The sequence below is a fragment of the Streptomyces sp. NPDC111520 genome, assembly GCF_055635295.1.
The window spans coordinates 639,425-659,290 of sequence record NZ_JBVKBW010000001.1; the positions used below are offsets into that span (position 1 = coordinate 639,425).

Genomic DNA, 19,866 nt, shown 5'->3' on the forward strand with positions numbered 1-19,866 from the left:
GGGACCGGCTGGAGAGAAGGAAGGTGCGATGGCGGTCGCGGGACCATCCGGACCGGCGATGAGCCGTGAGGACGTCGACCGTGCCCTGGCACGGCTCGGTGACGAGCGGGACGCGATCGAGGCGTCCCTGCTCGCGCTGCAGGACCACTCCGGCCGCAGGCTGCTGGAGGGCGCGGAGCTCAGCGGTGCCACCAAGGAGCGCTGGGCCGCGGCCGAACAGGCCGTCGCCCTGCTGTGGGCGCACTTCGACACCTACACCGAGGCCCTGACGACCGCCCGGGGCCTGCGCGGCCGCCGCCGCTGGCCCACCCAGAGCGAACTGCGGGAGCTGACCGAGCTGCTGCGCGGCTCCGGGGTCACCGTCTCCGGCGGCGCCGTGCCGGAGGCGGCGCGCGGCCTGACCGGTCCGGCCCGGCTGAGCGAGCGGATCAGCCTGGAGCAGCTGCTGGCGCGGATGAACGCGTGGTACGCGCAGGTGATGGACGTGGTGTCGGCCGCCGACGCGGTGTGGTCGGCGCTGCCCGCCCGCATCGACCTGCTGGTCGCGGAGGCGCAGCGGGTCCGTTCGCTCGCGGAGTCCGTCGGCGTGCGCCCCGGCACCCACCCCTCGGGCGACGACCTCGCGGGGATGCTGGACGCGCTGGCGGCGCTGCGCGCCGAGGTGGTCTCCGACCCGCTCGCCTTCTGGTCCGCCGGCCGCCCCGACACCGGGCGCTACGACCGGGCGGGGCGGACGCTCGAGGACATACGGCGCGAGGTCGAGGCCGTGCTCCACGTCCGTGACGACGCCGACCACCGGCTGATGCGGCTGCGGGACGTCCTGTCGCGTGCCGACCGCACCCTCACCGAGGCGCGCAGCGCCCGGGTCGAGGTGCTCGCCAAGATCGCGGCCTCGGAGGTGCCCGCGGTCAGCGGCGCGCCGGTTGCGCTGCACGACCAGCTCGCCGCCGCCGTCGACTTCCGCAGGACCGGCCAGTGGCACCGGCTCTCGCCGCTGCTGGACGGTCTCGAACAGCGCGCGGACGACGAGTTGCTGCGCGCCCGCGAGTCGCTGACCGCGGTCACCGCGCCGCTGGCCGTCCGCGCCGAGCTGCGCGGCCGGCTCGACGCCTACCGGGCGAAGGTGGCGCGCCACGGCATGGCGGAGGACCCGTTCCTGATGGAGCGGTACGACCACGCGCGGCGACTGCTGTGGAGCGCGCCGTGCGACCTGCGCGCGGCGGAGAACGCGGTGCTGCGCTACCAGCGGGCCGTCGCCGAACTGCTGGTGCCGGGGCAGGCGGAACCTGCCGACCACAGGGGGGATGCACGATGAACTGCCAGCGCCCGGGCTGCGACGGGACGATCGAGGACGTCGGCGGGGGTGAGCTGTTCTGCGACACGTGCGGCCTGGCGCCGCTCGGCGCCGCTGCGGGAACGGCCGCCGGCCGGGCCGGCGGAGGCGGCGGGGCCTCGTCGAGCCCGTCTCAGTCCTCACCGTCCTCACCGTCCTCACAGCCCTCGAACGCCGCCGCGAGCGGGCCGGGTTCCGGCTCCTCCTCGCGCTCCTCGCGGACCTCGGGCACGTCCCGCTCCTCGCGCCGTTCGGTGTCCGGGCGGCTGTCGCGTTCGCTGAGCGGCGGCACGAGCGGCGCCGCCTCCGTCTCCGTGCGCAGTGCGCGCTCCGCCACCAGCGGGCCGACCCGGGGCAAGCTGGGCGCGGGCCTGGTGGCCGTGCCGCCCATCCCCCGGCCCGACCCGGCCGCCGCGGTGCTGCAGGACCCGCAGGTCCCCGAGCGGAAGAGGTACTGCAGCAAGGGCGAGTGCGGGGCGCCGGTCGGGCGCAGCCGGGGCGACCGCCCCGGACGCACCGAGGGCTTCTGCACCAAGTGCGGCCACCCGTACTCGTTCACGCCCAAGCTCCGGGCGGGCGACGTGGTGCACGGGCAGTACGAGGTGGTGGGCTGCCTGGCGCACGGCGGCCTGGGCTGGATCTACCTGGCCGTGGACCGGGCGGTCAGCGACCGCTGGGTGGTGCTCAAGGGCCTGCTCGACACCGGTGACGAGGACGCGCTGGCCGCGGCGGTCTCCGAACGCCGCTTCCTCGCCGAGATCGAGCACCCCAACATCGTGCGGATCTACAACTTCGTCGAGCACCTCGACCCGCGGGGCGGCACCCTCGACGGCTACATCGTCATGGAGTACGTCGGCGGCAAGTCCCTCAAGGAGATCGCCAACGACCGCCGGGGCCCCGACGGCAGACGCGAACCGCTCCCCGTCGACCAGGCCGTCGCCTACGCCATCGAGGCACTGGACGCCCTCGGTCACCTGCACAGCCGCAACCTGCTCTACTGCGACTTCAAGGTCGACAACGCCATCCAGACCGAGGACCGGCTGGAGCTCATCGACATGGGCGCCGTCCGCAGGATGGACGACCAGGACAGCCCGATCTACGGGACGGTCGGCTACCAGGCCCCCGAAGTGCCGGAGGTCGGCCCGTCCGTCGCCTCGGACCTGTACACGGTGGCGCGCACGCTGGCGGTGCTCACCTTCGACTTCCAGGGCTACACGAACGTGTTCGTGGACAGCCTTCCGGACCCGGACGGCATCGAGGTCTTCTCCCGCTACGAGTCCTTCTACCGGCTGCTGGTCCGCGCCACCGACCCGGACCCGGGCCGGCGCTTCGCCTCCGCGGAGGAGATGAGCGAGCAGTTGCTGGGGGTGCTGCGCGAGGTCGTGGCCCTGGGCAGCGGCAAGCCGCGGCCCGCGCTGTCCACCCTGTTCGGGCCGGAACTGCGCGTGGTCGACACCGAGTTGCTGGCGCCCGCCGAGGACGCCTCCGCCCTGGGCGGCCGCGCCGCGAACGGCCGGCGCGGCGCGGTGCCGGCCCTGCCGGCGGGGGCCCCGGCGCCCGTCCTGCCCCCGTCGTCGGCGGCGCTGCCCGCCCCCGGCGGCTTCGGCGCCACCGCGCCGGGCTCCCCGGTCACCGTGCCCGCCCAGCGGAGCGCCCCGCCGGCCACGGCGGCCGGACCCGTCGTCTCGCCGCTCGACGTGCGGGCGGCGGCGCTCTCACTGCCCGTGCCGCACGTCGACCCCGCCGACCCCAACGCCGGTTTCCTGGCCGGTCTCGCGGCGGCCGCCCCGTCCGAGCTGGTGGCCGCGCTCCAGGCGGCGCCGGTGCGGTCCCCGGAGCTGCGGCTGCGCACGGTGCGCGCCCGGCTCGACAGCGACGACGCCCGCGCGGCCGCTGAGGAGTTGCGCGCGCTGCAGGAGGAGCATCCCGACGACTGGCGGGTGGTGTGGCACCGCGGCCTGGCCGCGCTCGTCACCCGCGACGACGCCACCGCCGCGCTGTCCTTCGACGCGGTCTACGACGCCTTCCCCGGCGAGCCCGCGCCCAAGCTGGCCCTGGGCGTGTGCGCCGAGGTGCTGGGCCAGCTCGACAACGCCGCCGAGTACTACCGCCTCGTGTGGACCACCGACCAGAGCTACGTGAGCGCGGCCTTCGGCCTGGCCCGCGTCCGGCTCGCCGCGGGCGACCGGGCCGGGGCGGTCGCCGCCCTGGAGTCGGTCCCCGAGTCCTCCATCCACTTCACGGCCGCGCGGGTGGCGGCGGTGCGCGCGCGGCTGCGCGGGCGCGCCCCGCAGGAACCGCTCCTGGACGACCTGCGGGCCGCGGCCCGGCAGGTGGAGGACCTGCAGCGGATGGGCCTGGACACCGGGCTGCGCGAGCAGTTGTCCACCGAGGTGCTGGGCTGCGCGCTGGACTGGGTGCTGGCGGGGCAGCAGGGCGCCGCCGGGGTGCCGGCCGCGCGATCCGCCACGCCCGGGCTCCTGGGCCGGGAGCTGGACGAACGGGGCCTGCGCTTCGGCCTGGAACACTCGTACCGGGTACTGGCCCGGCTCGCCGACCAGGGCCGCACAAGGATCGATCTGGTGGAGCGCGCCAACCGCCTCCGCCCCCGGACGTGGGTGTAACCGCCATGCCGCACGAGACCGTTTGCCCGGAGTGCAGCGAGCCTCTGGAACCCGACGACAAGTTCTGCGGCGTCTGCGGCGCCGACCTGTCCGCGCCCCGGCAACCGGAGGCGTACGAACTGGCGCCGCCCGACCCCGCCTCGGCCGCCGCCGCCCCCGGACCGCCGGGCGGCGAGCCGGAGTCGTACGAGCTGGCCCCGCCGGGGGACAACGACACCCTCGCCTTCGGTCTGGGCACCGCCGACCTGCCCCGGGCGCGGATCACCGACCCGCGGCTGGACCCGGCGGCGGGCGCGTCGCCCGCCGCCTCCCCGCGGTGCGTGGCCTGCGGCGTGGGCGACGTCGACCCGGACGGCTACTGCGAGCACTGCGGGCACGCCCAGCCCCGGCCCCGCGACCACCAGGAGCAGGAGTGCGACGGCGTGGCCGCCGTGACCGACCGGGGCCTGCGGCACCACCGCAACGAGGACGCCTTCGCGCTGGCCACGACCGCGCTGCCCGACGGCACCCCGGCCGTCGTCGCCGTGGTCTGCGACGGGGTGTCGTCCGCGTACCGTCCCGACGACGCCTCCGAGACGGCCGCGGGCACCGCGAGCACCTCGCTCGTGCGTTCCCTGGCCCGTGGCGCCCGCCCCGACGAAGCGATGCGCGACGCGCTGCTCGTGGCCGCCCAGGCCGTGACGGACCTGGCGGCCGAGACACCCGAGGAGGAGGCCCGGCGCCACCACAACGCGCCCGCGTGCACCTGCGTCAGCGCGATCACCTCCGGCAAGACCTTCACCATTGGCTGGATCGGGGACAGCCGCGCCTACTGGATCCCCGACGACCGCTCCGCGCCCGCCTCCCGGCTGACCGAGGACGACTCCTGGGCCGAACGCATGGTGTCGATGGGCCTGATGACGCAGGCCGAGGCGTACGCGGACGAGCGGGCCCACGCCATCACCGGCTGGCTCGGCGCGGACGCCGTGGAACTGGACCCGCACACCGCTTCCTTCGAACCGGACGAACCGGGTGTAGTGGTGGTGTGCACCGACGGACTGTGGAACTACGCGGAGTCGGCCGCGGAGCTGGCCTCCGTGGTGCCCGAGGACGCCCGCAGCCGCCCGCTGCACTGCGCCCGCACCCTGGTCGGGGTCGCCATCGACGGCGGCGGCCACGACAACATCACCGTCGCCGTACTGCCGTTCCCGGCCGCGTGACCACTCCCTGATGCTCCCTTCCGAAGGTTGAACAAGCGCTAGGAGCGCACCCGATGGCCAACTTCTCCAAGTCGAACGTGCCGCAGTTCTCCGTCGACATCTACCAGAACGAGTTCCTCCCCGAGGGCGGGCGCGAGGTCAACGCGATCGTCACCGTGACCTCGACCGGCGGCGGCACCAGCGGCGGTCTGCCGCTGGCCACCCATGCGCCCGGGGACGTACCGGGCTCAGCGGCCGGGGCCGCCGTAGTGATCATGGTGGACTGCTCGGGCTCCATGGAGTACCCGCCGACCAAAATGCGCAGTGCCCGCGAGGCGACCGCGGCCGCCGTCGACACCATCCGCGACGGCGTCGCCTTCGCCGTGGTCGCCGGCACGCACCAGGCCAAGGAGGTCTACCCCGCGAACGGCGGCCTCGCCGTCGCCGACCCGGCCACCCGGCACCAGGCCAAGGAGGCGCTGCGCCGCCTGACTTCCGGCGGCGGCACCGCGATCGGCTCCTGGCTGCGCCTGGCGAACCGGCTGCTCGCCACGGCCGACGTGTCCATACGGCACGGCATCCTGCTCACCGACGGCCGCAACGAGCACGAGAAGCCGGAGCAGTTGCGCGCCGCGCTCGACTCCTGCGCCGGCCGCTTCACCTGCGACGCGCGCGGCGTGGGCACCGACTGGGAGGTCAAGGAGCTGACCGGCATCGCCTCCGCGCTGCTCGGCTCCGTCGACATCGTCGCCGACCCCTCCGGCCTGGAGGCCGACTTCCGGCAGATGATGGAGACGGCGATGGGCAAGGAGGTCGCCGACGTCGCCCTGCGCGTGTGGACCCCGCAGGGCGCGGAGATCCAGTACGTCAAGCAGGTCGCGCCGACCGTCGAGGACCTCACCGCCCGCCGCACCGAGGCCGGTCCGCGCGCCGGCGACTACCCGACGGGCTCCTGGGGCGACGAGTCGCGCGACTACCACGTCAACGTCGTCGTGCCGGCGGCCGGTGTCGGCCAGGAGATGCTCGCGGCCCGGATCTCCCTCGTCCTGCCGCAGCCGGACGGCACGCCGCGCGTCCTGGGCCAGGGCCTGGTGCGGGCGCTGTGGACGGACGACATGGCGGCCTCGACGCGGATCAACCCGCAGGTCGCCCACTACACCGGGCAGGCGGAGCTGGCCCAGGTCATCCAGCAGGGCCTGGAGGCCCGCAAGCAGGGCGACCTCGACTCGGCGACCGCCAAGCTCGGCCGTGCCGTGCAGCTGGCCAGCGCCTCCGGCAACGACGACACCGCAAAGCTGCTGGCCAAGGTCGTGGACGTGGTCGACGCGGTGACGGGTACTGTGCGGCTCAAGGCCCGGGTGGCCGACGCCGACGAGATGACCCTCGAGACACGTTCGACGAAGACCGTCCGTGTGAAGAAATAGAGCAGCGGGACTCAGAGGGGCGGAGGGGGAGAAAGCGACATGTCGACTTGCCCGAACGGTCACCGGTCCGAGACGGACGACTGGTGCGAGGTGTGCGGAATGCGCATGTCCGCACCCGCGTCCTCCCCCGCCCCCGCGCCCGGGTCCCCACCGCCCGTGTACCCGGCGCCGGGTCCCCCGCCGCCCCCGCCGCCGTACTCCGGCGGCTACTCCCCCGGGTACACGCCCGGTTACGAGCCCGCCTACGAACCGGCGTACGACCCCGGGTACGGCCGCGGCCAGGGCGGGTTCGGCTACGACCCGGACGCCACCGCGGCCGCGGAGCCCTGCCCCAACTGCGGCACCCCGCGCGAGGGCTACGCCCAGTTCTGCGAGGAGTGCCGCTACAACTTCGTCACCCAGGCGGGGACGACCTTCGTCCCGCAGGGGCCGCCCCCGCCGCCGGCCTCCCCCGGCTACCCGCCGGACGGGCCGCCGTACCAGCGCTACGAGTCGCAGCTGTCCCGCCCGTCCCAGATCAACCGCCCGGCGGAGCCGCTCGCCCCCGAGTCGGTGACCTCCGGTTCGGGCGACTTCCTGCTCACACCGCCGAGCGCGCCGGACCCCGGTCCCGGGCAGGCGGGCCCGGGCACCTGGACCGCCGTGATCGCCGCCGACCGCGACTACTTCACCGGCATGATGGCCCGCAGCGGCCCGGAGGCACGCGGGCTGTACTTCCCCTCGTACTCCCCCGAGCAGCGGCTGCCGCTGACGGGCCCGCAGATCACCGTCGGGCGCCGCCGGCACAGCACCGGCGAGGCCCCCGACATCGACCTGTCCCGGGCGCCCGAGGATCCGGGCGTCTCCCACAAGCACGCCGTGCTGGTGGAACAGCCCGACGGCAGCTGGTCGGTGGTGGACCAGGGCTCCACCAACGGCACCACCGTCAACGGCGGCGAGGACCCCATCGACCCCTTCGTGCCCGTCCCGCTGACGGACGGCGACCGCGTCCACGTCGGCGCCTGGACGACGATCACGGTCCTCCGCGACTGACCCCGGCCGGCCCCGGCACGGGCCGCAGCTCCCAGCGGTGCGGCCCGTCCGGGCGGTCCAGCCAGGTCCACTGGCGGCCCTCCGCCAGGCTCATGCCGAAGCGGTCCCGGGGCGGCCGGCCCTCGGCGCGCCACAGGACGTACGCCTCCTCGACGGCGGACCACAGGTCCCGCGGCCCGGAGAGCCGGACCGTGCCGTCCCGTGCGGCGTGCGCCGCGGAGCCGTCGGCGGCGGTGACCGTGGGGCCGCCCGGGGTCCAGTGCACCTCCGTGTCCCCGGCGTACAGGCCGAGCAGGAAGCGGAACAGCTCGTCCTCCAGGACCCGCGGCGGAGTGTCGCTGGCGCGGCTGCGGGCCGGGGCGAGCGCGGCGCCGGCCTCCCGGCGCGGGGCCGCGCCCGCGCCCCGCAGCGAGACGAAGTACGCGGGGGTGTGCAGGAAGCGCCCCTCGGCCCGCTCCGGTCCCGTCACCCGCAGCCCGATCAGCCCGCCCGCGAAAGGCGCCAGGATCAGTCCGCCGGGCCGGCACTGCCGCGGCCAGGCCTCCGGCACCGACGGGAGCTCGCACGTGGCGACGATCCGGTCGTAGGGCGCGCGCTGCGGGCAGCCCAGCGCCCCGTCCCCGGTGACCACCGCAACCGGGCGCCCGGCCGCCGCCAGGTGCGCGCGTGCGTCCTCGGTGATCTCCGCGTCGAGGTCCACCGTGGTCACCGCCCCGGCTCCCAGGCGGTGCGCGAGCAGGGCGGCGTTGTAGCCGGTCCCGGCGCCGATCTCCAGCACCCGCTGCCCGTCCTCGACCCGCAGTGCCTCCAGCATCGCGGCCATCAGCGAGGGCTGGCTGCTGGAGGAGACCGGCTCCCCGCCCCTGACCAGTGTGATCAGCGGCACGTCGGCGTAGGCGCCGGACAGCCACCGGGACCGGCCGCGCGGGTCGGGGTCCTCGGCCGACAGCCGGGTGAACCCCCCGTCCGAGCGGGGCCGGTGGTAGACGGGCACGAACAGGTGCCGCGGCACCTCCTCGAACGCCGCCCGCCACCGCCGGTCCGCCGGGCCGCCGGCCGCGGCGATCCGGCGCACCAGCCGGGCCCGCAGCGGCCCCGCCGCGGCGGCGTACCGGTCGCCATCCGTCATACGACCACTCTGCGACGGTGACCCCCTCCGGACAACGCGGGCCGTCTGAGAGCATGGGAGGCGTGAATGAGATCCCGCGGGGCACCGTCGAGCAGCAGACGTTCTTCGAGGCGGTCGGCGGCGAGCCGACCTTCCGGCGGCTCGTCCGCCGCTTCTACGAGGGCGTCGCCGAGGACCCGCTCCTGCGCCCCATGTACCCGGAGGAGGACCTCGGCCCCGCGGAGGACCGCCTGCGGCTCTTCCTCATGCAGTACTGGGGCGGCCCCCGCACGTACAGCGAGAACCGCGGCCACCCCCGGCTGCGGATGCGCCACGCGCCCTTCACCGTCGACCGGGCCGCGCACGACGCGTGGCTGCTGCACATGCGCGCCGCCGTCGACGAGCTGGGCCTGGAGCCCGACCTCGAACGGCAGCTGTGGGACTACCTCGTCTACGCGGCGGCGTCGATGGTGAACACCGCGGGCTGATTCCGTAGCCCGGATGTGTCACTATCCGGGACCGGGCCCGCACGGACCGTGCCCCCTGACTATCCTTGGGTGCCCTCGACGGGTGATCAGGGGGACGGGTGACGATCAGCGCAGCGCTCGGCGACCGCGTCCCCTACCTCGCCCGGCTCGAGGACGGCCCGCGCGACGACCTGCTGTCGCTGGGACTCCCGCAGTCCCTGCCCCCGAACACCGTCGTGCTCCACGAGGGCGAGCCCTCCTCGCACGTGCTGCTGGTGCTGAGCGGCTGGCTGAAGGTCACCGCCTCGTCCGCGAACGGCCACGAGGCGCTGCTGGGGCTGCGCGGCCCGGGCGACGTCGTCGGCGAACTCGCCGCGGTGGACGGCTCCTTGCGGTCGGCCCGGGTGTCCACCCTGTACGCGGTGCGGCTGGTCGCCGTCCGGTCCGCCGACTTCCTGCCGTTCCTGGAACGGCATCCGCGCGCCGCGATCGCCCTGCTCGGCGTGGTCGCCGACCGGCTGCGCGCCGCCGACCGCAACCGCCTGGAGGCCGCGGCCCACACGGTGCCAGAACGCCTCGCCCGGCTGCTGCTCGACCTGGCGGAACAGCACGGGGCCGAGGAGCCCGAGGGCATCGCCATCACCGTGCCCCTCTCGCAGCGCGAACTCGCGGGCTCGGTGGGCGCCTCACGCGAGGCGGTGGCCAGGGTGCTCAGGGACTTCAGGGAACGCGGCGCGGTCACGACCCGTCGCCGGCTGGTGGTGGTCCTCCGGCCGCAGCTCCTGCGCCGCGTCGCCGGTTCTGTGCACACGGTCACAGATCCTCCGGGCACGGTGACATCGCGGGCCGTACCCCCGCACCCGACGATGGGTGGCACGTCCGGAGCGCGCGCCGTGTCCGGGGGAGGAGCGCGCTCCGGGCGCCCGGGGTCCCCACCCGCGGCGCCGGCGACCACGAGAGGGACGGGCGAGTGAACGATCCGCTGCACCAGACGATCCTGCTCTGCGACATCGAGGGCTCGGGACTCCGCGACGACGTGGAGAAACCCGTCGTCCGCCGCGTGATGTACGAGACCGTGCACGCCGCGCTCGGGGCGGCGGGCGCGGAGCGCACGCAGTACCGGACCGAGGACCGGGGCGACGGCGTCATGCTGCTCGTCGACCCCTCCGTGCCCCGGCCGCGGCTGCTCCACGCGGTGCTGCACCACCTTCCCGAGGACCTGGCCGGCCGCAACCGGCTGGCCGCGCCCGGGGTCCGGGTGCGGCTGCGCGTCGTACTGCACGGCGGTGAGGTCGGCCAGGACCCCGACGGGGTGCACGGCTCGGACCTGGACGCCGCCTTCCGCATGCTCGACTGCGAACCGCTGCGGGCCGCGTTACGGGAGTCGGCGGCACCGGTCGCCGTCGCGGTCTCCGGGTTCGTGCACTCCGCGACCGTGCGGCACGGCTACCCGGGCATCGACCCCTCGGCGTTCCACCACGAGGAGTTCACGTCCAAGGAGGGCCCCGTGGGGATCTGGGTGCACGCCCCGCACCGCCCGGCCGCGGCCACCGGCGCCACCGCCACCACCCCCACCGCCACCGCCACCGCCACCGAGCCGGTGTCCTCGCGGCAGCCCGCACCGCCGCAGCAGCCCTCGCAGGCCCCGCCGCCCGAAGCCGCTCCCCCACGGGCGCCGGCCCCCGAGGGCCCGGTGGTCTTCAACGCCGGAACGGTCCACGGCGACCAGTTCACCGGCGGCAAGCACATCTACCACGACGGCCGGAGGTGACCGCCGTGGACGCACCCCGGTCCCCCGCCGCCGACGGGGAGGCGGAACGGCACCCCGGGCCGCAGCAGGCCCCGCCCCAACAGCGCGGCGCGGACGAGGCGGCGCGGGTCCCCCACCGTCCCGGCGCCGCGAACGCCCGGGAGGAACCGCGGGAGGAGGACGCGCCGGACGAACCCGGCCTGCTCGGCCGGCTGCGCGGCGGCGGGCAGCGCCTGCACGCCGGCTCGGTGGGCGGCGACCAGTTCACCGGCGGCAAGCACCACCACCACTACGGCTCCCCGGCGGCTGCCCACGCGGACCGCCCCGGTCCCGTGGCCGCCGCCGAACTCGACCGGCTCGCCCGGGTCTACGTCCCCGGGCCCGGCCACGACGGCGCCTCCGCCGAACTGGACCGGCGCTCCCTGGTCGTCCTTCAGGGGCCGGTGGGCTCGGGCCGCAAGGCCGCCGGGGTGCGGCTGCTGGGCGGCGGCCGCGTCCTGCGGCTGGACCCCGACACCAATCTGCAGGAGTTCCCGTACGCCGATTCCGAGCCGGCGGGCTACCTGCTGCCGGACCCGGTCAGCCCCGACAACCGGCCGCTCGGGGCCAGCCGGCTGGACGCGCTGGCCGGCCGGCTCGCCGCGCACGGCAGCCGCATGGTGATCGTCGTCGACCCGCTGACGGCCCTGAACCGGGTGCGGACGGTCACCTGGCGGCTGCCGGCGCCCGAACAGGTGCTCCGCAGCCACCTGCGGCACGAACTGGTCGCCGTCCGGCGCGAGCCCGGGGGCGCCGACCCGGAGCGGCTGCTGGCCCTGCCGCAGACGCAGCGGCTGCTGCGGTCCTGCCCCGGGCCCGCCCGTACCGCCGCCTTCGCCCGGCTGCTCGTCGCCCTGCTGGACGGCCGGGCCGGCGACGAGGCGCTGGACCGCTTCGTCGACGACGCCGCCCGGCAGATGGTGACGCGGATCCTGGACGGCGCCGACACCGACCCGCGCGACAAGGCCTTCCTGATCGCGCTGGCGGTCTTCGAGGAGTGCTCGTTCCACGAGGTCGTGGAGCGGGCCGACCGGCTGGCGCTGATCCTCAGGGAGGCCGAGAACCCCCGGCGGCACCTGGGCCTGCCGCGCTTCGACCGCGACCGCGGCCGGCTGCTGGAGCTCACCCGCTCCGAGGAGCTGCCCGCCCACGAGACCACCGCCTGGGGCCGGGTGCCGTCCACCGCGGTCGTCTTCCAGGACCCCCGCGCCCGGGAGCTGGTGCTGCGCCACCTGTGGCTCGAACACCCCTCCGCGCGGGAGCCCTTCGCGCGCTGGCTCCACGAACTCGCCGGCTCCCCGGTCGGCCTGCACCGCGTCCGCGCGGCGGAGACCGCCGGGAAGCTGCTGCCCGTGGACTTCAGCGGCGTCTTCCACTCCCTGGTCGACCCCTGGTCGGCCGGCCGGGCCCGGCGCCCGCGGCAACTGGCCGCCTGGGCGCTGCAGATCGCGGCCGAGGGCGGGCTCCTCGCCCTCGTCCAGGCGCTGCTGCACGACTGGAGCGAGCGGGGCTCGGCGGCCCGCCGCTGGACCGCCGCCCGTACCTACGCCACCTTCGGCGTCGACCACCCAAGGTCCGCGCTGGCCGACCTCCGGCTGGTCGCGCGCCGGACGGGCGGCGACGAACTGCGCGCGGTGGTCCTGGAGACCCTGCGCGCCCTGATCGCCGGCGGCTGGCCCGGCCCGGTGCTGGAGACCCTGGTGGACTGGGCGACGGACGACTCCCCGGAGCTGCGCGACGCCTGCGCCGAGGGGTTCCTCATGGCGACCGGCGTCTGGGACGAGGGCGTCGACGGCACCGACCCGTGGCCGCGGCTGCTGCGCACCGGCCTCGACGAGGGCGGCACGGACGACCCGGCGGCGGGAGCCGCCGTCCGCGCCCTGTGGCAGGTGCTGCTCGCCTCCCCCGCCACCGGGGAGGGCGCCGTCGGGGCGCTGTACGCGTGGCTGGCGGCGGCCGACCGGACGGAGGGCATGACCGGCGGCCTCGCCCGGTTCCTCCCGCTGCTCGTCCGCTCCGAGCGCGACCGCCGGCGCCTGGACCACCTGGTGCGCAGGACGGCGCAGGCGGGCGACCTCTCCGACCCGGCGCTGCGCGAACTGCGCCGGTCCCTGGGCACGTTCGACGCGCCGACGCCGGCCTGGCCCGTGACGACCCCGTAAGGCAACCGACCGCGCGAGACAGGAAGAAGTGGACAGCATGACCCAACCGCCGTGGTGGGGGCCCCAGCAGCCCGACCCGAACGCCTGGCAGCACAACCAGGCCCAGCAGGCCTGGCGGCAGCCGCAGGGCGTACCGCGCCCCTGGCCGGGCGGCCAGGGCCCGGTGGGGCCGCCTCCCGGCCCCGTCAACAACCCGGTCGACGGGCCGCGGCCGCTGAGCTTCCTCGACAGCATGATCCGCAAGCCGACGGCCGCCGCCGACACGGTCATGATCTTCGTGAACGCGTCCAACGAGCTGATCGTCAGCGGGTCGCCGGGCGACCAGCGCGGCCAGGAGCCGCTGTGGCGGGTCTACCGCTCGTACTACGAGGTCAACATGGGCCGGCACGCCCTGCCCGTCGGCGGGTCGGTGCCCAGCCAGGGCGACCACTTCCACTTCCTGTCGGAGGTGGACGTGCACTGGCAGGTCGCCGATCCGGTGCGCGTGGTGCGGGAGGGTCTCCACGACGTGCGGGCGGCGCTGCAGCCGCTGCTGCTCGGCCGGATCCGGGCCGTCACCCGCCGCTTCGACATCGAGCGCTGCGCCGACGCCGAGGACGCCGTCAACGAGGCCCTGACCGGGCAGCCCATCGGTCCCGAACTCGGCCTGCGCACCTGGTGCACCGTGCGGCTGGCCCTGGACAAGGCCTCCCAGGAGTACCTGGTCACGCTCCGCCAGCGGGAACGCGAGTACGTCACCGCCGCGAGCGACTACAAGGTCGCCGCGGCCAAGCAGCACTACGACCAGCAGCTGACCGGCGCCGCCGCCGCCTTCTACGCCCAGTACCTGCAGGACGGCGACGTCGCCCGCTTCGCGGTGCAGCTCGCCAAGGACCCGGCCCAGGCGCCCCAGGTGATCGCCGCCATGAACGAGCAGGACCGGCAGCAACTCGGGCTCAAGGCCGACATGATCAAGCAACTGATCGACCAGGGGCACCTGCAGCCGCACGACTTCGAGGAGCCGCTGGACCTCGCGGTGGAACAGCTGCGCCAACTCCTCCAGGGCGCGCCCCGGCAGCTCCCGCCGCAGGCCGGACCCGGACCCGGCCCCGCACCGGGTCCGGGGCCCCAGGACCCGCCCCCGCACCCCGGCGCCCACCCCGCCCCGCCGCCCCAGGCGCCGCCGATGCCGCCCCGGCCCCCGGCCGACGGCGGCTACGGGTACCCGCGGTGACCGCGGCGGACACCGAGGACGCCCGGGCCCCGGCCGCGGAGGGCGCTCCCGCGGCCGTGGACGGCGAAGTCGCCGAGCAGGCACGTCATCTGCTCGCCGGCACCCGGGAGGAGATCACCCGCGCCGACAGCAAGGCCGCCATCCTGCTCGGCTCCGTCGGCCTCACCGGCGGCGCGCTGACCGGCATCCTGGCGGCCCGTCAGTGGGACCCGGGCCGGCTCCCGGCCACCGGGACCGTCCTGTGGTGGTGCGCCGTCGGCGCCTGGGTGATCTCGCTGGTCATGCTCATCGCGGCGGTTCTGCCGCGCCGTATCCGCAGCGACTGGCAGCCCGGCCGGCCCCTGGTCTTCTTCGCCGACGTCGTGCGGACCGGCGGCGGCGAGCCGCTGCGCCGCGCGCTGGAGCACACCGCGCGCGACCCGATGACCTCACTGCTCCCCGCCCTGGTCTCCGCGAGCGGGATCGCCGTCGTCAAGCACCGCTGTGTTCTCCTGGGCGCGGTGGCGTTCGCCGTCGCCGTGCTCACCGGGCTCGCGGCGGTCGTCGTGGGTTAGCGGACCGGGCTGACCGACAGCCCCGGCAGGCCGCGCCGTACGGCGACCGAGCCGTACGGCGTGCGCAGCCGCAGCCACGGGCCGGCGGCGAGCAGCAGCACCGCGGGCTGCTCCGAAGTGCGCGGCGCCGGGACGGCGGTACGGACCGGGCGGAGGAAGCCCAGCGCGTGGGCGGCGTGCACCACGCGCAGCGGCAGGCCGGTGGCGCCGAGCTGCCGGGACCAGATGTCGTCGGCGATGGCGTCCAGTTCGGCCCGCGTACGGCTCTCGGGCCGCAGCGCCTCGCTGCGGTCGCGGAACTCCGTCACCGCGGCCGCGGCCACGGCGCGTACGTCCTCCGCGGACGGCAGGCCCCGCACCGGCTCCCAGCCGCCGCGCGGCGGGAGCAGTCCGGCCCAGGCCGGCCCGGTGACGGCCGCGGGCACGGCGACCGTGCCCGTCACGTCGTCGATGCCGTCGAGCAACTGGCCCGCGGAGACCGTCGAGTCCAGGTCTCCGGCGGCCCCGTCCAGTTCGGCGGTGCGGACGGCCAGGACCCCGCCGCCGAACGGCGGCTGCCCGAACACGGCGAGAACCGTGCCCGATGCGCGCAGCCGGACGACGGCGGCCTTGTCCCAGTGGAGCAGCCGGGCCAGGAAGGCGGCGAAACCGTCCGCCTCCCTGGCATCGGCGAGTCGCAGGGGTGCCGTCATGCGGCAACGGCCCCCTCGCCGGCCTCACCGGACCCGTTCGCGCTGTCGTCGTAGTACGCCTCGAGGAAGGACCGCTCCTCCGCCGTGATCCGGCGCGGCCGGCCCTTCTCCAGGTTGTACGGCACGACGATCGTGGACGCGCGGACGTAGACCACGTCCGCGTCCTTGACCTCGTACGCGACGGTCAGTGAGGCGGCCCCCACCTTGGTCACCCACGTCTCCACGGTCACCGGCTCGTGCCGGTGCACCAGCGGACGCAGGTAGTCGATCTCGTGACGGGCCACGACCGACCCGCCCGTGAACGACGCGCTGCCCTCCCCGGGCGCCAGCCGGAACATGAAGTCGATCCGGGCCTCCTCCAGGTAGCGGAGGAAGACCACGTTGTTGACGTGCCCGAAGGCGTCCATGTCCGACCAGCGCAGCGGGCAGCGGTAGATGTGCCGGGCCATCTCCCGCTCAGCCCCGGGTGAGCTTCTTGTAGGTGGCGCGGTGCGGCCGGGCCGCGTCGGCGCCGAGCCGCTCGATCTTGTTCTTCTCGTACGACTCGAAGTTGCCCTCGAACCAGAACCACTTGGACTCGCCCTCGTAGGCGAGGATGTGGGTGGCCACCCGGTCCAGGAACCAGCGGTCGTGGGAGACGACCACGGCGCAGCCGGGGAAGTCCAGCAGCGCGTTCTCCAGCGAGGACAGGGTCTCGACGTCGAGGTCGTTCGTCGGCTCGTCGAGGAGCAGCAGGTTGCCGCCCTGCTTGAGGGTGAGCGCCAGGTTGAGGCGGTTGCGCTCACCGCCGGAGAGGATGCCGGCCGGCTTCTGCTGGTCCGGGCCCTTGAAGCCGAAGGCGCTGACGTACGCGCGGGACGGCATCTCGACCTGGCCCACGTTGATGTAGTCCAGCTCGTCCGACACGACCGCCCAGAGGGTCTTCTTGGGGTCGATGTTGGCGCGGGTCTGGTCCACGTAGGAGATCTTGACCGTCTCGCCGACCTTGATCGACCCGGAGTCCGGGGCCTCCAGGCCCTGGATCATCTTGAACAGCGTGGTCTTGCCGGCGCCGTTGGGGCCGATGACGCCCACGATGCCGTTGCGCGGCAGCGTGAAGGACAGGTCGTCGATGAGGACCTTCTCGCCGAACGCCTTGGAGAGGTTGTTCACCTCGACCACGATGCTGCCCAGACGCGGGCCCGGCGGGATCTGGATCTCCTCGAAGTCGAGCTTGCGCATCTTCTCGGCTTCGGCGGCCATCTCCTCGTAACGGGCGAGGCGGGCCTTGGACTTGGCCTGACGGCCCTTGGCGTTGGAGCGGACCCACTCCAGCTCGTCCTTGAGCCGCTTGGCGCGCTTGGCGTCCTTCTGGCCCTCGACCTTGAGACGGGACTGCTTGGTCTCCAGGTACGTGGAGTAGTTGCCCTGGTACGGGTAGGCGCGGCCGCGGTCGAGCTCGAGGATCCACTCGGCGACGTTGTCCAGGAAGTACCGGTCGTGGGTGATCGCCACGACGGTGCCCGCGTACTTGGCCAGGTGCTGCTCCAGCCACTGCACGGACTCGGCGTCCAGGTGGTTGGTGGGCTCGTCGAGCAGCAGCAGGTCGGGGCCCTCCAGCAGCAGCTTGCAGAGCGCGACCCGGCGCTTCTCACCACCGGAGAGGTTGGTCACCGGCCAGTCGCCGGGCGGGCAGCCGAGGGCGTCCATCGCCTGCTCCAGCTGGGCGTCCAGGTCCCAGGCGTTGGCGTGGTCCAGCTCCTCCTGCAGCTTGCCCATCTCGTCGAGCAGCGCGTCGGAGTAGTCGGTCGCCATCAGCTCGGCGATCTCGTTGAACCGGTCCAGCTTCGCCTTGACCGGGCCCACACCGTCCTGGACGTTCTCCAGCACGGTCTTGGACTCGTCCAGCGGGGGCTCCTGCAGCAGGATGCCGACCGAGTAGCCGGGCGAGAGGTACGCGTCACCGTTGGACGGCTGCTCCAGCCCCGCCATGATCTTGAGCACCGTGGACTTACCGGCACCGTTGGGTCCCACGACACCGATCTTCGCGCCGGGCAGGAAGTTCAGGGTGACGTCGTCGAGGATCACCTTGTCGCCGTGCGCCTTGCGCGTCTTGCGCATGGTGTAGATGAACTCAGCCAAGAGAAACCGTCCGGCATTCGATGTGTGGGCAGATACACCCCATCTTGCCAGCCGTCCACCCCCGGGCGGAAACGAGTACCCGCACACCGCTCCGCACCCCGCTGACCAGCGCCCGCGGGGCGCCCGGATCCGGAGACGGATCACGGACGGTCCGTACCGGGCCGCGCCCGGGCCGGCGGGGCTCCGCGTCGGTGGACCGCCCGGCCGGGGCGGCCGGCGGTCCGGTGCGGGCGACGTCCTCGTCGGGAAGCCGTACGGCGACGGTCCGCCCGTAGGGCGGGCGGCCGGATGGAACGTGCAGCGAAGCCGGGCGGAGGCATTCCCCCGACCAGGCGACGGCCGCTGCGCCAGGACTCAGCGGGCCTTGCGGCGCGGGGCGTGCTTGCCCGGGGCGGGCTCCTGGGCTTCGTCGGGCGGGGGCGTCCCGCCGTCCCCGAAGTCCGGGGCCTGGAAGGGGTTCGTCGCCGGGGGCGGGGATGCCGCGCTCACGGAGCGCGGTTGCCCTTCCGGGGCGGAGAACAGCGACGTCGAATCGATGAGAGGTGTCCCTTTCGTCTCGGACCCCGGCGGGGCCTGCCGTGCCGTGAACCGGCACGGCGGTCCTACAGCTTGGTCATCTTGCTGTACGGGCTCGGGATCCGCAGCTGCGTGGACCCGAAGTCCACCAGCGCCGCGGTTCCCTCGTCGATGCCGATGACCCGGCCGAGGCCGTAGATGTCGTGCGTGACCTGGTCGCCCACGGCGAAGACCTTCGGGGCCGGCGCGACCGGCGCCTTGAAGGGGCTGGTGGGCAAATGACGCTTCGGTGCAGGAGGCTTTGTCATTGCCCCCAGTATGCACCCGCGAAATGCGGCGGCGACCGGCTCCCGGGGCACACGAGGCGGATCGTCGCGCTCGGACCCCGCGAGGGGGGCCCGGCCTGCCCGCCGGAGGCCGGACGGGCGGGGCTGCCGCACGGGAGGCCGTGGGCCCCGTACCCTTCGTGTTGTCTATGGCGTCACATAGAGGGCGCCAAACCTGGAGGCAATACCTCGTGCTGATCGCTCAGCGTCCGTCACTGACCGAAGAGGTCGTCGACGAGTTCCGCTCCCGGTTCGTGATCGAGCCGCTGGAGCCGGGCTTCGGCTACACCCTCGGCAACTCGCTCCGCCGCACCCTCCTGTCGTCGATCCCGGGTGCCGCGGTCACCTCGGTCCGGATCGACGGCGTCCTGCACGAGTTCACCACCGTGCCGGGCGTCAAGGAGGACGTCACCGACCTCATCCTCAACATCAAGCAGCTCGTGATCTCCTCGGAGCACGACGAGCCGGTCGTGATGTACCTGCGCAAGCAGGGCCCGGGGTTGATCACCGCCGCCGACATCGCGCCCCCGGCCGGTGTCGAGGTGCACAACCCCGACCTCGCGCTCGCCACGCTGAACGGCAAGGGCAAGCTGGAGATGGAGCTGACCGTGGAACGCGGTCGCGGCTACGTCTCGGCCGTGCAGAACAAGCAGGTGGGCCAGGAGATCGGCCGCATCCCGGTCGACTCCATCTACAGCCCGGTGCTCAAGGTCACCTACAAGGTCGAGGCGACCCGTGTCGAGCAGCGCACCGACTTCGACAAGCTGATCGTCGACGTCGAGACCAAGCAGGCCATGCGTCCCCGTGACGCCATGGCCTCGGCCGGCAAGACCCTCGTCGAGCTGTTCGGTCTCGCCCGCGAGCTGAACGTCGACGCCGAGGGCATCGACATGGGCCCGTCCCCGACGGACGCCGCCCTCGCCGCCGACATGGCGCTGCCGATCGAGGAGCTGGAGCTCACCGTCCGCTCCTACAACTGCCTCAAGCGCGAGGGGGTTCACTCGGTGGGTGAGCTCCTGGCACGTTCCGAGGCGGATCTGCTCGACATCCGCAACTTCGGTGCGAAGTCGATCGACGAGGTCAAGGCGAAGCTGGCCGGCCTGGGCCTGGCCCTCAAGGACAGCCCGCCCGGATTCGACCCGACCGCCGCCGCCTTCGGCGCGGACGACCGCGCGGACGCGGGGTTCGTGGAGACCGAGCAGTACTGAGCCCCGGGCACCGGGTCCCGGGCGCCGGGACCTGGGTCCTGAGTCTTGGGTCCTGAGCATGTGAACAGCCCCCTCGGAAATCTCTCCGAGGGGGCTGTTCACATGCTCGGCGCGCGCCC

Annotated in this window: 18 protein-coding genes; 12 read left to right on the top strand and 6 right to left on the bottom strand. The window is 74.4% G+C overall.

The window, feature by feature from the left end; translation table 11 throughout:
* Positions 1–58 precede the first annotated feature (58 nt).
* The 5 genes from ACZ7MY_RS02935 (at position 59) to ACZ7MY_RS02955 (ending at position 7,591) form a co-directional block, all read left to right on the top strand.
* Positions 59–1,315, top strand: a complete 1,257-nt coding sequence (locus ACZ7MY_RS02935; protein WP_499599013.1) for a hypothetical protein — start codon at positions 59–61, stop codon at positions 1,313–1,315.
* The gene (locus ACZ7MY_RS02940; RefSeq protein WP_499599015.1) at positions 1,312–3,957 is read left to right on the top strand and encodes a serine/threonine-protein kinase; all 2,646 of its coding nucleotides are present in this window, start codon (positions 1,312–1,314) and stop codon (positions 3,955–3,957) included. The genes ACZ7MY_RS02935 and ACZ7MY_RS02940 overlap by 4 nt, the downstream gene beginning before the upstream one ends.
* 5 nt (positions 3,958–3,962) lie before the next feature.
* Positions 3,963–5,156: a protein phosphatase 2C domain-containing protein gene (locus ACZ7MY_RS02945; protein ID WP_499599017.1), complete on the top strand. Its 1,194-nt coding sequence runs from the start codon at positions 3,963–3,965 to the stop codon at positions 5,154–5,156.
* 53 nt (positions 5,157–5,209) lie between these two features.
* On the top strand, positions 5,210–6,559 hold the full coding sequence (locus tag ACZ7MY_RS02950; protein ID WP_499599019.1) for a VWA domain-containing protein: 1,350 nt from the start codon (positions 5,210–5,212) through the stop codon (positions 6,557–6,559).
* A 99-nt stretch (positions 6,560–6,658) separates the two neighbouring features.
* Positions 6,659–7,591, top strand: a complete 933-nt coding sequence (locus ACZ7MY_RS02955) for an FHA domain-containing protein (RefSeq protein ID WP_499599021.1) — start codon at positions 6,659–6,661, stop codon at positions 7,589–7,591.
* Here ACZ7MY_RS02955 and ACZ7MY_RS02960 read toward each other — a convergent pair.
* Positions 7,572–8,720: a methyltransferase domain-containing protein gene (locus tag ACZ7MY_RS02960; protein ID WP_499599023.1), complete on the bottom strand. Its 1,149-nt coding sequence runs from the start codon at positions 8,718–8,720 to the stop codon at positions 7,572–7,574. The genes ACZ7MY_RS02955 and ACZ7MY_RS02960 overlap by 20 nt on opposite strands.
* 62 nt (positions 8,721–8,782) lie before the next feature.
* Here ACZ7MY_RS02960 and ACZ7MY_RS02965 point away from each other — a divergent pair, with 62 nt between their 5' ends.
* The 6 genes from ACZ7MY_RS02965 to ACZ7MY_RS02990 all read left to right on the top strand — a co-directional run bounded on the left by ACZ7MY_RS02965 (position 8,783) and on the right by ACZ7MY_RS02990 (position 14,884).
* Positions 8,783–9,187: a globin gene (locus tag ACZ7MY_RS02965; RefSeq protein WP_499599025.1), complete on the top strand. Its 405-nt coding sequence runs from the start codon at positions 8,783–8,785 to the stop codon at positions 9,185–9,187.
* 98 nt (positions 9,188–9,285) lie between these two features.
* Positions 9,286–10,140 carry a Crp/Fnr family transcriptional regulator gene (locus ACZ7MY_RS02970; protein WP_499599026.1) on the top strand — a complete coding sequence of 285 codons (855 nt, stop codon included), beginning with the start codon at positions 9,286–9,288 and terminating at the stop codon, positions 10,138–10,140.
* On the top strand, positions 10,137–10,937 hold the full coding sequence (locus tag ACZ7MY_RS02975; protein WP_499599027.1) for a hypothetical protein: 801 nt from the start codon (positions 10,137–10,139) through the stop codon (positions 10,935–10,937). Before ACZ7MY_RS02970 ends, ACZ7MY_RS02975 begins: the two co-directional genes overlap by 4 nt.
* A 5-nt stretch (positions 10,938–10,942) precedes the next feature.
* Positions 10,943–13,117, top strand: a complete 2,175-nt coding sequence (locus ACZ7MY_RS02980; protein ID WP_499599028.1) for a hypothetical protein — start codon at positions 10,943–10,945, stop codon at positions 13,115–13,117.
* Positions 13,118–13,154: 37 nt separating this feature from the next.
* A complete protein-coding gene (locus ACZ7MY_RS02985; RefSeq protein ID WP_499599029.1) occupies positions 13,155–14,330 on the top strand; it encodes a hypothetical protein in 1,176 nt (391 codons plus the stop codon).
* Positions 14,327–14,884: a Pycsar system effector family protein gene (locus ACZ7MY_RS02990; RefSeq protein ID WP_499599030.1), complete on the top strand. Its 558-nt coding sequence runs from the start codon at positions 14,327–14,329 to the stop codon at positions 14,882–14,884. Before ACZ7MY_RS02985 ends, ACZ7MY_RS02990 begins: the two co-directional genes overlap by 4 nt.
* Here ACZ7MY_RS02990 and ACZ7MY_RS02995 read toward each other — a convergent pair.
* The 5 genes from ACZ7MY_RS02995 to ACZ7MY_RS03015 all read right to left on the bottom strand — a co-directional run bounded on the left by ACZ7MY_RS02995 (position 14,881) and on the right by ACZ7MY_RS03015 (position 18,521).
* The gene (locus ACZ7MY_RS02995) at positions 14,881–15,576 is read right to left on the bottom strand and encodes a DUF8185 domain-containing protein (protein ID WP_499599031.1); all 696 of its coding nucleotides are present in this window, start codon (positions 15,574–15,576) and stop codon (positions 14,881–14,883) included. The genes ACZ7MY_RS02990 and ACZ7MY_RS02995 overlap by 4 nt on opposite strands.
* Positions 15,573–16,025 carry an acyl-CoA thioesterase gene (locus ACZ7MY_RS03000; protein ID WP_499599032.1) on the bottom strand — a complete coding sequence of 151 codons (453 nt, stop codon included), beginning with the start codon at positions 16,023–16,025 and terminating at the stop codon, positions 15,573–15,575. The genes ACZ7MY_RS02995 and ACZ7MY_RS03000 overlap by 4 nt, the downstream gene beginning before the upstream one ends.
* Positions 16,026–16,032: 7 nt before the next feature.
* On the bottom strand, positions 16,033–17,697 hold the full coding sequence (gene ettA, locus ACZ7MY_RS03005) for an energy-dependent translational throttle protein EttA (protein ID WP_499599034.1): 1,665 nt from the start codon (positions 17,695–17,697) through the stop codon (positions 16,033–16,035).
* A gap of 354 nt (positions 17,698–18,051) precedes the next feature.
* Positions 18,052–18,186 (bottom strand): hypothetical protein, encoded by a 135-nt coding sequence (locus ACZ7MY_RS03010; RefSeq protein WP_499599035.1) that lies wholly within the window; start codon positions 18,184–18,186, stop codon positions 18,052–18,054.
* 113 nt (positions 18,187–18,299) lie between these two features.
* Positions 18,300–18,521 carry a hypothetical protein gene (locus tag ACZ7MY_RS03015; protein WP_499599037.1) on the bottom strand — a complete coding sequence of 74 codons (222 nt, stop codon included), beginning with the start codon at positions 18,519–18,521 and terminating at the stop codon, positions 18,300–18,302.
* A gap of 209 nt (positions 18,522–18,730) precedes the next feature.
* Here ACZ7MY_RS03015 and ACZ7MY_RS03020 point away from each other — a divergent pair, with 209 nt between their 5' ends.
* Complete coding sequence (locus ACZ7MY_RS03020; protein ID WP_499599038.1) at positions 18,731–19,747, top strand: DNA-directed RNA polymerase subunit alpha; 1,017 nt, start codon at positions 18,731–18,733, stop codon at positions 19,745–19,747.
* Positions 19,748–19,866 lie beyond the last annotated feature (119 nt).

Excerpts from the sequence above, each read along its gene's own strand:
- ACZ7MY_RS02935 (WP_499599013.1), top strand. The coding sequence starts at position 59 with ATGAGCCGTGAGGACGTCGACCGTGCCCTGGCACGGCTCGGTGACGAG.
- ACZ7MY_RS02940 (WP_499599015.1), top strand. The coding sequence starts at position 1,312 with ATGAACTGCCAGCGCCCGGGCTGCGACGGGACGATCGAGGACGTCGGC.
- ACZ7MY_RS02945 (WP_499599017.1), top strand. The coding sequence starts at position 3,963 with ATGCCGCACGAGACCGTTTGCCCGGAGTGCAGCGAGCCTCTGGAACCC.
- ACZ7MY_RS02950 (WP_499599019.1), top strand. The coding sequence starts at position 5,210 with ATGGCCAACTTCTCCAAGTCGAACGTGCCGCAGTTCTCCGTCGACATC.
- ACZ7MY_RS02955 (WP_499599021.1), top strand. The coding sequence starts at position 6,659 with ATGCGCATGTCCGCACCCGCGTCCTCCCCCGCCCCCGCGCCCGGGTCC.
- ACZ7MY_RS02960 (WP_499599023.1), bottom strand. The coding sequence starts at position 8,720 with ATGACGGATGGCGACCGGTACGCCGCCGCGGCGGGGCCGCTGCGGGCC.
- ACZ7MY_RS02985 (WP_499599029.1), top strand. The coding sequence starts at position 13,155 with ATGACCCAACCGCCGTGGTGGGGGCCCCAGCAGCCCGACCCGAACGCC.
- ACZ7MY_RS02995 (WP_499599031.1), bottom strand. The coding sequence starts at position 15,576 with ATGACGGCACCCCTGCGACTCGCCGATGCCAGGGAGGCGGACGGTTTC.
- ACZ7MY_RS03000 (WP_499599032.1), bottom strand. The coding sequence starts at position 16,025 with ATGGCCCGGCACATCTACCGCTGCCCGCTGCGCTGGTCGGACATGGAC.
- ACZ7MY_RS03015 (WP_499599037.1), bottom strand. The coding sequence starts at position 18,521 with ATGACAAAGCCTCCTGCACCGAAGCGTCATTTGCCCACCAGCCCCTTC.